Raw genomic sequence first — 13,660 nt, forward strand, 5'->3', positions numbered from 1 at the left:
GAACAGAACCGGCGCCCATAGGGGCTGGGGCAGCCGCGTGTGTCGCGGCGGCGTTTCTGCGCAATTGCCCGCCACGTCGTCCCACTCGGAGTCCGCCTTCGGCGAAATCGGGCCCACCGGAGGTTGTGTCTTTCCCCTCTGGGGTTGGAGGCTTCCCACCAAGACCGAGTCTATTAGTACTTAGCCGATTGTTCGAGTTTTAGGTCCTGTGATGAACCGCCAACGCGGAATGTATAGTTGCCCGACACCAGCTTCCATCCGTTTTGCCCTTCGTCGAAGATGGAAAGATATTTCGCCGGCACGCGGACGGTGACCTGCTTACTGTCGCCTGGTTCAAGATGAACCTTACTGAATCCCACCAGCCGCTTTGGAGGTTCGTTCGCGTTCTCGGGCAAGCTCGCGTAGACTTCCGCGATTTCATCTCCAGCTCTGGCTCCGGTGTTCTTGACTGTGAAAGTCACAGTAGTCTCATTCCCCGGACTCACACTGAGATCGCTATAGGCGTATGTCGTGTATGAGAGGCCGTACCCAAATGGGAACAGTACCGGTTTGTTCTCGGCGTCATACCACTTGTATCCGACTTTCACGCCTTCGTCGTAATTGACGGTGAAGGTTGCCTTGGAGAGCTCTGGATGACGGAAGGTGTCAGGACCTCCGGTATTTGGAGGAGGAACCGCGAGCTTGGGATGCGGCAAATCCTGCTCGCTGCGCGGGAAGGTGATTGGCAGCTTTGCGCTTGGATTCACGTCGCCGAAGAGGATGTTCGCCACTGCGTCCGCGCCTATGTTGCCTGCATACCAGGCTTCAACCACGCCGCTCACACGATCGAGCCACGGCATGGTCACCGCCGTTCCCGATTCAAGAACGACGATTGTGCGCGGATTTGCTGCAGCGACTTGCTCGATCAAATCATTTTGTTTTCCCGGCAGCGATAGATTGGGAAGGTCCATGCCTTCGCTCATCCATTGATGCGCGAAGACGATCGCCGCGTCCGCCTGCCTGGCTGCTGCAGCGGCAGTGGCAGGATCGGCGCCGGAATCAAAGGTCACGTTCGCAGCTGGCGCCTTCGCTTTGATCGCCTTGAGTGGCGAAGTCGGGAACCATACATGCGCCTGCCACGCCGACGGCGGACCTGGGGGATCCACCTGCGCTGAGCCTCCGCCGGAGATCATGCCAAAATCGGCTTTCTCTCCGATTACCGCGATCGAGTGCAGGGCACCTCGATCCAACGGCAGAATGTTGTTCTCGTTTCTTAGCAGAACAATGCTTTGTTCCGCGATTTTGCGCGAAGTCTCAAATCCACCTTCAACATCGACAACGGCCTTTTGCACGGAATGATCCACGATGCCGCTGGCAAACTCGGAACGGAGTACGCGCCGCACGTGATCGTCGAGTTCCGACATGGGAACCTGGCCCGACTGCACCGCAGCTTTGAGCTTGTCGCCGTAGAAGATCGGCAGCGGCTCTTCGTTGTCGAGTCCCGCCTTCGAGGACTGCACTGTGCTGTGGGTCGCGCCCCAATCGGAAACGACAAAACCCTTGAATCCCCAATCGTGCTTCAGCACATCGGTGAGCACGTATTTGTTCTGGCAGGCGAAGTCGCCGTTGATGAGGTTGTAGGAGCACATCACCGCGCCAGGATGACCAATGTCAATGCCGATTTCAAAGGCGAGCATGTCCGACTCGCGCATCGCGCGCTTGCCGATGACCGCGTTGACTTCGTTGCGTCCGCTCTCCTGATCATTCATCACGTAGTGCTTGATGTCGCCGATCACGTACTGCGCCTGCTCGCACTTGATGCGATTGCCGACCAGCGTTCCGGCGAGAATGGGATCCTCACCCATGTACTCGAACGTGCGTCCGTTGCGAGGCTCGCGAGCGAGATTCACGCCGCCGCCGAGCGTCATGTTGTATCCCTGGTCGCGAAGTTCGCGTCCGATCAGCGCGCCGTAATCGCAGGCAGCTTGCGGGTCCCAACTTGATGCCGACGCAATATTCGACGGCAGCGCTGTAGAGTAGCGTCCATTAGACGCGCTGCTGCGAACGCCGTAAGCAGCATCACTCATTTGAATGACCGGGATTCCAAGTCGCTCGACTCCGAGGACAAAGCCGGCGCCGCCATTCCCAAGATGGGCGGTCGGTAAAGGAGGCCCCGGCCATCCGGGCATGCCGTTGCCGTGGACCAGGTTCAGCTTCTCGTCGAGCGTCAATTCCTTGAGTACCAATTCGGCACGCTCGTCGGGTGAGAGGCTCGGATTCATCCACGGCTTGTTCTTCAACTGATCGTTGGCGCCACGGCGGGATGGTCCCTGCGCGAAACAAAATGTGCTGATCAATACAGCACCGAGTATTACCTTCATCGAACGACGAACAGCAGTGTGCATCGCTTGCCTGCTCCTTAGTTTGTTGACGCCAGACGATCTGTTCTGAAGGCCTTCTCGACTTGTACACCAGCTGCCCATTCGTCCCATTTTTGGGCTTTCTTTGGAGTTCTTTCGTTACTTCCCGTTCTGGCGTGCAGTACTTTCTTGCCCGACGAGGTTCAGCAAACCGCGAGTGCGATGTCGGAGCGGCTCAACTAAATCGTTTTGCTACAAACGTCCTAAACATACACGAGATTGCAGAGATGCGCCATAACGCACGGATTGCCAGTCATGCAAGGTGAGGCGGCCGTTGAAGTTGAACCGAGCGGCTAATGGTCGGTTAACCGCTCGGTTAGCGGATGCGGTCCATACGGATCCTGTTTCGGCTCGGAGAGATTGTTGGAGGTGCAGTTGTGTTTGGATTCAACAGCTTAGAACGAGGTAATCAGTCTCATTGGCGTGGGACGACCTGGCATCCAGATTGCAATGTAACGGGAAAACGCTGTAGCCGGCTTGGAGTCGCGTCACTTCGTCGGCTCGCGTCGGAATTTTGGGAGAACGATCATGAGAAAGCGCGCCGCACTTTGTATTGTGAGTTTAGCTGTGACTTTGAGCGTTGCTGTGAAGGTGAAAGCCAGCGGAGAGTCTCCGGCTGGGGCAATCGCTGATTCGAGCGGAGAAATCGCTACCGTTACTTCGACGGGCACCATCAATCATGGCAGCGCTTTCTTCCAGAACCTGGGAAGCAATGGCCGCACCTGCGCGACTTGCCACGCGGAGAGCGATGCCTGGGGCGTCTCGGCCGATCACATCCGCGCCCGCTTCTTTGCAACGCTCGGCTCGGACCCGATCTTCCGGCCGGTTGACGGCGCCGTGTGCCCAACGGCAGACGTCTCGACTTTGAGAGCTAAGGCTTCCGCATACAGAATGCTGACGGCCAAAGGACTGATTCGAGTGTCGATGGCCATACCTGCGAATGCTGAATTCGCGTTGGTTAAGGTCGATGATCCTTACAACTGCGCAACTGCGGAGAACATGTCATTGTTTCGGCGTCCTCTGCCAGCAGCGAATCTGCGGTTCCTCAGCGCCGTGATGTGGGACGGCCGCGAAACTGTTCCCAATGACTTGACCGCATCTCTGACGAATCAGGCCGCCGACGCGATCATGGGCCATGCCCAGGGGCAGCGTCCAACCGACGCGCAGCTTCAAGACATCGTCAGCTTCGAAACGGATCTGCACACCGCGCAGCTCCGCGATCGCAAAGCCGGAATGCTGGACGATGACGGCGCAACCGGAGGGCCACAGGCGCTGGCCAGCCAGGCGTTCCATATCGGGATCAACGATCCGCTGGGTGGTGATCCTTCGGGGCAGTCATTCAATCCAGAGGCTTTTACTCTCTACGCCGCGTGGAAGCACGCCTATTCCGGAAACGATGATCGCGATCAGGCACGGCGTTCAATTGCTCGCGGAGAGGAATTGTTCAACAACTTCCCAATCCCGATCACTGGAGTTGGCGGCTTGAATGATGTGCTGAACAAGCCTGTCGTCATGGGAACCTGCACGACCTGTCACGATTCACCGAACGTCGGAAATCACTCGCTGAGCGTGCCCCTCAACATTGGCGTATCAGCCGAGGCGCAACGCACGCCCGATCTGCCTCTTTACACGTTCCAGTGCAGCAATGGAGCGATCGTGAAGGTGAGCGATCCTGGACGTGCGCTGATCACGGGTAAGTGCTCCGATCTTGGAAAGTTCAAGGGACCAGTGCTGCGTGGACTCGCAGCGCGGGCTCCCTACTTCCACAACGGCATGGCTGCGGACTTGATGGATGCGGTCGACTTCTATGACCAGCGTTTCAGCCTGCATCTCACGCGCCAGCAGAAGAAAGACCTAGTCGCTTTCCTAAAGACGTTGTAGTACTGGGGTTTGTTGGGCGGTGCGGCATCGAAGCGGTTTGGGAGGACCGCTTCGCTGTCGCGCCGCTACCGGCTTACCGTGTCTGCTTCCTGACGTTCGTGCCGGACCCCTTCCTGAAGCAACTCAAAGTCAGAGCAGCTGCTCTAAATCTTTTTGACAGCCTGTCCTGTCCTTACCATTTCGGGAGTATTCTTCGATTAGTATTCTGTCGTTCGGTAGTTAGGCTTAAGGTCAAACCCTTTGCACGTTGCTGGGTATTTCGATGGCCGCGCAGAGATCATCCCCCTCTCTCTCTCTCAGCACCGATTCGGTCAGCTATCTGCTGCTTGAAGCCCAGAACCACGCTCTCGAACTGCTCGCTGACGATGCTCCTCTAACGGAGGTCCTCTCACAAATTCTTTTGGCGGCCGAGAAGGCTTCCAATAACGGAATGCTCACGTCGATTTTGCTTTTGAGCGAGGACGGCAAGCATCTGGCTCACTGCGCGGCTCCGTCCTTACCTGCGGCTTACAGCCGGGGGATCGATGGCGGCTCCATTGGTCCCGCCGCGGGTTCCTGCGGAACCGCTGCCTTTACCGGGAAAGAAGTCATTGTCGATGACATCGCCACCAGCCCACTGTGGAGAGATTATCGGCGCTTCGCATTGCCTCACGGACTAAGAGCGTGCTGGTCCATCCCAATTATTGCGGCCGATGATCGAGTACTGGGAACGTTCGCCATGTATTACCGCGAGCCCAGGCTTCCGTCGCATTTGGAATCCCAAATCGTGACTACAGTCATGCGGACCGCGGTGATCGCCATCGAACGCTCCGCCCGCATTGATCGTTTGCGCAGCAGCGAAGAGCGCTTTCGCGCGCTCACCACCTGCTCGCCCGTGGGGCTGGCGATGATCGACCTCCAGGGCAACTGTGTTTACACCAATGCAACATGCCGCGAGATGTGTGGATTTTCCGCCGAGCAGGCCAACGGCACTGGATGGCTCGACTTTATACATCCATCCGATGCTCCTCGCGTGATTGCGGAATGGAAGAAGGCTTTCGCCGACGGAGGCAAGCACGAGTCTGAGTGCCGCTGGGTGCATCGCAGTGGGGAGATGCGATGGACGGTGGTGCGCACCGATGCAGTGCGCAGCGAATCAGGGGCGCTGCTTGGGTACATGGCCAGCGTAGCGGATCGCACCCAACGCCTGATAGCAGAGCAGAAGGCGAAGGATCTCGCGCGCGAGTTGGACGCGATCGTGACTACGTCGCCGGTCGGCATCGTCTCGTTTGAATTTGATCGCACCGTCCGATCGTGGAACCCAATGGCCCAGCGAATATTGGGCTGGCGCGCCGAACAAATCATCGGAAAACAGTTGGAAGTTCCCGAATCGGTATCGCAGCAGTGGTCGATTTTGAAAAACAGGCTGCTTCAGAACAGGTCGTTTACTAACATCCCATCGAAGCTCACCCACAAAGACGGACAGGAGATCGATGTACTCATCTCCGGCTCTCCACTGGTCGATAGTTCCGGAGCGCTCACCGGTTTTATAGGCAGCATCGCCGATGCTACGGAGTTAGTCCACACGCGCAACGAACTGGAGCACACTGTCCTTACCTTGCGTGAGAGTGAAGCCCGTTTCCGCGCCTTGGCCGACAACATCGATCAGTTTGCCTGGATTGCCGACGGCAAGGGCTGGATCTTCTGGTACAACCAGCGCTGGTTCGACTACACCGGGACAACGCTCGAGGAGATGCAGGGCTGGGGTTGGCGCAAGGTGCATCACCCCGAGCATGTCGATCGCGTGGTTAAGCGCATTCAGCACTCATGGGACACCGGCGCTGCTTGGGAAGACACGTTTCCGCTGCGTGGCAAGGACGGCTCGTATCGCTGGTTCCTCTCGCGAGCTGTTCCAATTCGAGACGAATCGGAAAATGTTGTGCGCTGGTTTGGTACAAACACGGATATCACCGATCGCATCAAGGCTGACGATGCTCTACGCAGATCGGAAAAGCTCAACGTTGCCGGAAAGCTGGCCGCGAGCATTGCTCATGAACTTAACAATCCACTGGCAACCGTAGTGAATCTGGTATATCTGGCGCGCGAGCAGTCAAGAGATCCGGGACAGCGCAACCTTCTCTCCAGCGCCGAGTACGAGCTCCAGCGAATCTCGCGTTTCGCGAATCGGATTCTGAGCTTTCAGCGCGGTAACGCCTCGCGAGAGAGCGTTGCGATCTTTGACTTGATCAAGGAGGTCGCGCTCATTTTCCAGGCAAAATGCGCTGCGCAGGAAATCGGTCTGACACTGGAGACAAAATGCCTGGCATCGGTACACGGAAGTAAGGATGAGCTGCGTCAGGTTTTGGCGAATCTGATTTCAAATGCCATCGACGCAGTGGGCGAACATGGTCAAGTGCTTATCTCCATGAGAGCCGCGAGTCGGAGCGGTCGTAGTGCAGTGCGCATCCGCATCGCCGACAATGGCCGCGGTATAAGGAAAGAAGATCGGTCGAAATTGTTCGAACCGTTCTATACAACCAAGGGAAGCACCGGGACGGGACTAGGCTTGTGGATCACGAAGGATGTCGTACAAAATCACGGTGGAGAGATCTCAGTGCACAGTCGCTGTTGCGGCAAACATCGCGGCACGATTGTTGCGATCAAATTGCCGGTGCTCGCCTCTGCGGATCGCAAGCCGCCAAAGTCGGTTAGCTCGCCTGTTTCGCCGCCGCAGAGCGGGCAAGCAGACCTGCAATCTTGCTAAGCAGATCCAACGGATGAATCGGCTTTGCCAGGCATTCGAAATCGTAGCCGCGCTGCCTGGCAGCTTCCAAAAGACCAACCGTAATTGCCTGTCCTGAAATCAGCAGTATTTGTATATCCGGCATGTCGCGCCGAATCTCGATTGCCATGTCGACTCCGTTTCGATTTGGCATTGCCACATCGCTGATGATCAGATCTGGAGCGAAGGATGCGGCCATGGTGTAGCCCTCGACACCATTATTTGCGACTCGTACCTCGTAGTTGTGCATTCGCAGAATTGTCGCGAGAGTTTCCGCCAAAGGTTTTTCATCATCGACCACGAGAATTCGCGCCATGAGGGCCTCCTCTCAGACAAAGCAGGCGGGTACTATTCAACTCTTTTGCTGCGGAGCCAATACTCTCGACCAACTACTCCCTTCGCCTTGCAAAAAAAGCGAAGGCGCGAATGTAAGTTCGCGCCTTTTCGGTTCGAAACACAAAAAATTTAGACGTGCTTATCGAGCGCCTTCTGAATCGTGTCCTTGGGAACATACCCAACGATCTGTTCCTGCACTTTGCCGTCTTTGAAGATCAGCAGCGTAGGAATTCCTCGCACGCCGTACCGCATTGGCGTGGCATTGTTGCGGTCAACATCCATCTTGTAAACCTTGGCGCGGCCGTTGTAGGCCTGCGCAACTTCATCCACCACCGGCGCCAGTGCCTTGCAGGGACCACACCAGGTTGCCCAAAAATCCACCATCACCGGCCGCTCGGATTTCAGCACACTCTGCTCGAACGTCGCGTCTGTAACTTCCGCTACTGCCGTCGCTGTCTCACCTGCCATCTGAGTTCTCCCTCGTCGGTTTCTGGAAAATTGCGGCCCCAAGGGGCAGGCGTCAATCCTAGCACCTGAGACTGTGCGAAACCGAGCTATGTCATTAGATGTGGATTTGGGGAGAAAGAAGCGGAGCAAGCTGCTAGCTACTAGCTTCAGGCTGCTAGCCTCCTAGCCAAGGCAAACCAGATCGTTACAAGCGAGAGTCGCCGTTCACAGTAAGGCGGAATGCGCGGAAACAGCGCAGAACATAGTTCCAACCACGCACAGGCTAGAAGCCAGCGGCTAGTGGCTAGCAGCTAAAAATAAAAGCGCCTGCCAACCCGAAGGTCGCAAGCGCCCGGCAGCCCTCCCCCAGAACTGCCTTCGATGAGGAGAATAGAGGCACTCGCTATCTCTGTAAAGGGCTCTCTGGTAACCTCGCAGTAATCCCGCGAAGTTACTGCATTCAAAAGGTTAAATGGAGGGTCGCCCTGATTGTGATTTGCAACAGCTGCCTACGGCAGCGGAGAGTTTGGCGCGACCGAACCCTGCATGCACTGCAAGCGGTCAGCGAAACGAGTGCCGCGGTGTTTGCGGCACGTCTGGCAATAGCCGGGCATGAAATGCCGGGTCGCTGCACAAAGAATTCCGAGTCCCGCGACTTATGCGGGACGGCTGGCGGTTACGCCGCCTGATCAACGTACCGTCGTGCCGCCAAAGAGCGCGAGGCTCATAGTTGGTTGAATCATTCCCGGCGTTGTCACGCCGGGCTATTTTGAGGCGTGCCGTATACGAAAGGGGGCACTTTCCGCTTCGTCCCTGCCTGCTGGAGCTGCTCTCGTAAGTACCTCGATGCGCTGTGCTCGCGAACGTAACTCGGGGTATATACTCTTTCAACAAAGTTGCAGTGCGAGGGATCTCGTATCTTCATCTGCCCTCGATCGCGGTTATTTCATAGACACACTTCATAGCGCAGGCGATAGATGTCGCAGTGCCGGGAGCGTGCCCGGAGTCGAGTTACCACGCGTCCCCTTTGGAGGTCCTTATGGACCTTTTATTCATACGCATCGTCTTCATTCTCGTTGTTGCCGTTGCTTGCTTCGTGCTGCGTCCGTTCGGGCTCGAGAGCTGGGCAGCCGCAGGAGCAGGTGCAGCGATCGGAGTTGCGGTCGTGCTCTTCGAGGCGCGTCTCCGCATCGTGAGCTTGAAGCGCCTTATCGGTGCTGTAATTGGTAGCATCCTCGGCATCTTCGGCGCGTACCTCTTCAGCCTCGTTCTGCGGGACAGCATCGAGCCTGGACGCACTCAGCATTTCCTGCAGCTCTTCGTGATGCTGCTGATGTCGTATGTTGGCTTGATCGTCGGCGCAAACAAAGGCGATCTGCTCAACCTGTCGGCCCTCGGTGGCATATTCGGCTCGGAGAAGCAGGGTCGCCGCAGTTCGAAGATCCTCGACACCAGCGTGATCATTGACGGCCGCATCGCCGACATCGCCGAAACCGGATTTCTCGATGGCATCGTTGTAATTCCGCAGTTCGTGCTGCGCGAACTGCAGCTAGTAGCCGATTCAGCCGATTCGCTCAAACGCAATCGTGGGCGCCGCGGGCTCGACGTTCTGCAGCGCATTCAAAAGATGGCGACGATGAACGTGCAGATCGTCGAAGATGATTTCCCATCGGTTCGTGAAGTCGATCTCAAGCTGATCGAACTCGCAAAGCTCTACGAGTCGAAGATCGTCACCAACGATTTCAACCTCAACAAAGTCGCGCAGCTTCAGGGAGTGGAAGTCCTCAACATCAACGAACTCGCCAATTCCCTCAAGCCGATCGTGCTGCCGGGCGAGACCATGCGTGTCTTTATCCTGAAAGAGGGTAAGGAGTACAACCAGGGCGTAGCCTACTTGGACGACGGAACCATGGTCGTAGTCGATAACGCCCGCAAGATGATCGGCAAGAACGTCGATATTGCCGTGACTTCAGTTCTGCAGACCACAGCCGGCAAAATGATCTTCGGCAAATTCGACGAGCGCGCCGCGTTTCATCGTGCGCAAGAAAATGGTCCAGCCGCGCAGCAGGCGGCGAATGGGCCGCGTATGGAACCGCGCCAGAGCCGGCCACAAACCATCGTTCCCAGCACAGCAGCCGTCGAGCCGCAAGAATAGAACGGCGAACACGAAGTTCACGAAGCTTACACAAGAGGTCACAAAGAACGCTCTGTGACCTTGTTGTGTTACCTTCGTGACCTTCGTGTTCGCTCCTCGGGTTTTCGCCGAAAATGTTCCCATCCCGCGGGGGACAGCGCAACAGTCCTCCCGTTCTGGGAAAGTCGAACGGTGCTGCCGGAGGTGATTTCTCCGATTCTGGTGATTTGGACGTCCGCAACTTGGGCAGGGACTCGCGCTTTTTTGGCAGCGGTAAACAACAGTTCGTAATCTTCGCCGCCGTGAAGCGCCAGGTCGAGCGCGTTGTGCAGTTTCCCAGCCGAAGGATGGACTGGAATTGCTGCGGCGCCCACGACGGCTCCCACCACACTTTCTTCGCAGATGTGCGCGAGATCGGTCGAGAGTCCATCACTGGCATCGATACACGCGCCGGCAACTCCTTTTTTAACGAGCCAATCACCGATCGCAATTCTCGGTTCGGGAAATACGTCTCGCCTTTTAATCTTCTCCTGCGTGAGTAACTGCAGCGCTGCGGCAGATTCTCCAAGCGCGCCGGTCACATAAATCTGATCGCCAACTCGTGCGCCGGAGCGGCGCAGGGCGGTACCTCGTGGCACGCTCCCAACGACAGTGATATCCGCCAGCACTCCCACAGGGGATTGCGACGTATCCCCGCCGGCGAGCTCTACTTTGAACTTCTCCGCGAGCCGCAGCAGTCCAGAAAAAAAACGGTCCACCCAGCGCTGAGGAACATTCTTCGGAAGCGCCAGCGACAAGAATGCCGCCATCGGACGTCCTCCCATTGCTGCGATGTCGCTCAAGCCGCGAGCGAGACAACGATGCCCAATGCACTCCGGCGACCGCCACTCCCTCCGGAAATGCACACCCTCTAAGCTGAAGTCGGTCGTGACCAGCGCCTCGTGACCCGTGGGCACACGCAGAATCGCGCAATCATCCCCGATTCCCAGGATCGCGTTCTTACCGCGAACCTTACTTCGAAGCCGCGCGATCAGCTGTCGTTCAGGAAGAGCCACTGGATGAGGGTACAGGGAACAGGGGAGAGGGAACAGGAAACGCTCTCAACGAGCAGAGTTTCCGGATGCACAAGGAACAGAAACCCCTGTCAACAATTACTAAGGTTTTCCCCTGTTCCCTGTGACCTGTACCCTGTTCCCTTAGACATCTAAGTCTCTGATTTTACGAGAAGTTACTTTCGTACCGCACTTTCGTGTTTGACACCAGAGTAGCTGTTTGTTAACTTGCCCTTGATTTTCAAGTACCTCTGGCCGCAAGCCCGATGGTCGCTTGAGCACGCTGAGTTCAGGGCGGGAGCGGTGACTTCGCCTGGCATAACTCACATTCGCTGAGCGACCGGCAGAGAAGCGTTGTCCAAACCTGGCTTCCTCTCTGCGGCAAGTATTAGGGCAGCTCGACAAAATCCCCACGGGTGTGGAGTGAGATGCGGAAGCGCTATTACATCATGTTTGTCGCGCGAGACGCCGACGGCGAACTCGTGAAGATGCCTATCCCTCTTCACTACCTCTACATGTTCGTCGCAGGCGCGCTCATCGGCATGCTCACCATAACCGGCATGGCCGGCTCCTACACGCGCATGTTGATCAAGGTCGCGAGATTCAACGAGCTGCGCACACAAAAAGAAGATCTAAGCCGCAACTACAGCAAGCTCGAGCAGGTCGCGAAAGAGAAAGACGTTCAGGTCGCATCGTTAGGCTCGCTTGCCAGCGAAGTTTCCGCGCTGTATGGACTCAAGACCGACACGGAAATCAATCCCACCGTTCCCGAAGACGCACAAGCTGACCAGATTCATCGTTCCATCGATCAACTCGCTGTTTTGAGAAACACCGCAATGTCCGGCGTGGCCGGTGCAGCCGTTGCTGCCAGCTATAACCACGTCGGAAGTCTGACTCTGACCGATTGGGAGCGCCTCGCGGCAGCTCCATCGTTGTGGCCGGTCGAAGGAATCGTGACCGGTTCGTTCGGTGAACGCATCGATCCGTTCAATGGTGAAGGCGCGTTCCACACTGGAGTCGACATATCGAGCCCGATGGGAACTCCGATCATCGCTCCTGCTGATGGCATCGTGAAAGCCACGCAGTACGTGAACGGCTACGGACGCACCATCATCATCGATCATGGCCACGGAATCAGCACTCTCTACGGACACCTTTCCGGATATAGCTCCACGGTCGGCGAATCTGTCCATCGCGGCGATGTAATCGGCTTCGTCGGCTCCAGCGGACGCAGCACCGGAGCCCACCTCCACTACGAAGTCCGCATTCACGACACACCTGTGAACCCGCACAAATACCTGCGCACTATCTGGGCGCGCAGCGGGCTGACCGGTGTGATGACGGGAATGTAGAAGCTGCGGAGCCACGGAGCCGCGTAGCTTCGAAGCTGGATTCTGATCAATCCTCCAGAATTTCTGCTAATCCTCATGCTTCCCAGATGGGGAAGTAGTCTCGCGACAAAACAGAACCGCCGGCGGTAGCCGGTGGGTCGGAGATGGCCGAATGGCCAACTCCGAGCGCGACGAAACTGTACACACTCTCAATGAACGCAGCCGCAAAACACGCGGCTGCCCCGGGCTACAGGCGCCGGTTCTGTCCCGTGCTCACGACGGAGCTTCGCGGCTTCGGAGCTTTGTGGCTGCGCGGCTTACTTCCGATGCCGCCGCGAACGCCGATGCTTCTTCGGCTTAGGCACAGCCTGTGGCGCTGGTTCCTCCGGCGGTTCGAACATCTTCGCAATCAGCGCAGGTGGAATCGACGCGTTCACCTGCACGCGCTCGCCTTTCTGCTCTACGCTCAGGCTGTTCAACGCTGATTCCAAATCGGGATCGGGATTCTCCGGACGCGTCTGGCTCTCCGTCGTCTTATACAGCGTAAACAAGTTCTGAATCTGCTCCGCGTGATCTTTGGCACTCTTCTCGTCAGGCAAAAGATCATCAGCTCGCAACAAAATATTCTTGTTGTACCGCGCCGAAGCAACCACCACTCCACCGCCGAAAAGCTGACGAATGAATGGCAGCGGATTAAGTCCGCCACTCAGGTTCAGCCCCGATGGCGGCTCAACCTCAGTGATCAGCCATGCCAGACTGCCAAACGGCACGTGATGGTAGTACTTCGCCACAAGCCGAGGACCGCGCGTGGTAAGCGCCGAATGGCGGAATTCGTCGATGATGTGATCGATCTGCGCAGGGTCGCCCGTGTTAGATGCGGCTACCATGTCCACGCTCAGAACTGTGACGCGCACAATACGATCTTCATGGGGAATGAGAAAGATGTCATGGCTGCGATAGTTCTCGCGCGAGCGCGCCACCCGCGCAAGAAAGTCTCCAACCTTCTGCGAATCGAATCGCCCGACGACCACTTCGCTGTAGCGGGTTTCAGTCTGCGAGCCATGAGGAGCGTGGATCGCCAACGCAACCTGGTCCATATCGCGCTCGAGCTGGAATCCAGTCTGCTCGACAAATGTGCGGTAATCGGGATCCCAGTTGTTCGCCTTCTGTCCCAAATTGGTAAACGTCCGCACCGGCTTCAAGTTGGCGTAAAGGACGCCGTCGCACTCAGGCAGCAACCGCGCCGCCTCCGGCGCCGCCCGCAAGCGCACGAGCACCGCCGAGACCAGCAGCGCCAGCAGCACAAGCACAGTAATGCC

At 57.1% G+C, this 13,660-nt stretch carries 9 protein-coding genes; 4 read left to right on the forward strand and 5 right to left on the reverse strand.

Annotation, left to right across the window (positions count from 1 at the left end):
- Positions 1-173 precede the first annotated feature (173 nt).
- Positions 174-2,384: a glycoside hydrolase family 3 C-terminal domain-containing protein gene (locus VFU50_20855; protein ID HEU5235319.1), complete on the reverse strand. Its 2,211-nt coding sequence runs from the start codon at positions 2,382-2,384 to the stop codon at positions 174-176.
- Between the two features lie 543 nt (positions 2,385-2,927).
- Between VFU50_20855 and VFU50_20860 the strand changes: the two genes are divergently transcribed.
- Positions 2,928-4,280 (forward strand): hypothetical protein, encoded by a 1,353-nt coding sequence (locus VFU50_20860; protein HEU5235320.1) that lies wholly within the window; start codon positions 2,928-2,930, stop codon positions 4,278-4,280.
- A 262-nt stretch (positions 4,281-4,542) separates the two neighbouring features.
- The gene (locus VFU50_20865; protein HEU5235321.1) at positions 4,543-7,023 is read left to right on the forward strand and encodes a PAS domain S-box protein; all 2,481 of its coding nucleotides are present in this window, start codon (positions 4,543-4,545) and stop codon (positions 7,021-7,023) included.
- Here VFU50_20865 and VFU50_20870 read toward each other — a convergent pair.
- Both VFU50_20870 and trxA read right to left on the reverse strand, forming a co-directional pair.
- Positions 6,968-7,357, reverse strand: coding sequence for a response regulator (locus tag VFU50_20870; GenBank protein ID HEU5235322.1), 390 nt, complete (start codon positions 7,355-7,357; stop codon positions 6,968-6,970). The two genes, VFU50_20865 and VFU50_20870, sit on opposite strands and share 56 nt — an antisense overlap.
- 149 nt (positions 7,358-7,506) lie before the next feature.
- A complete protein-coding gene (gene trxA, locus VFU50_20875; GenBank protein HEU5235323.1) occupies positions 7,507-7,845 on the reverse strand; it encodes a thioredoxin in 339 nt (112 codons plus the stop codon).
- 1,018 nt (positions 7,846-8,863) lie between these two features.
- On the opposite strand from trxA, the gene VFU50_20880 reads away from it, so the two are divergent.
- On the forward strand, positions 8,864-9,979 hold the full coding sequence (locus VFU50_20880) for a PIN domain-containing protein (protein ID HEU5235324.1): 1,116 nt from the start codon (positions 8,864-8,866) through the stop codon (positions 9,977-9,979).
- Between the two features lie 68 nt (positions 9,980-10,047).
- On the opposite strand, the gene thiL is transcribed toward VFU50_20880, so the two are convergent.
- On the reverse strand, positions 10,048-11,013 hold the full coding sequence (thiL, locus tag VFU50_20885; protein HEU5235325.1) for a thiamine-phosphate kinase: 966 nt from the start codon (positions 11,011-11,013) through the stop codon (positions 10,048-10,050).
- 425 nt (positions 11,014-11,438) lie between these two features.
- Here thiL and VFU50_20890 point away from each other — a divergent pair, with 425 nt between their 5' ends.
- A complete protein-coding gene (locus VFU50_20890; protein ID HEU5235326.1) occupies positions 11,439-12,362 on the forward strand; it encodes a M23 family metallopeptidase in 924 nt (307 codons plus the stop codon).
- A 296-nt stretch (positions 12,363-12,658) separates the two neighbouring features.
- Here VFU50_20890 and VFU50_20895 read toward each other — a convergent pair.
- On the reverse strand, positions 12,659-13,660 hold a 1,002-nt coding region (locus tag VFU50_20895), incomplete at its 5' end, for a hypothetical protein (GenBank protein ID HEU5235327.1).

The sequence above is a fragment of the Terriglobales bacterium genome, from assembly GCA_035764005.1.
Taxonomy (GTDB): Bacteria; Acidobacteriota; Terriglobia; order Terriglobales; family Acidobacteriaceae; genus Gp1-AA112.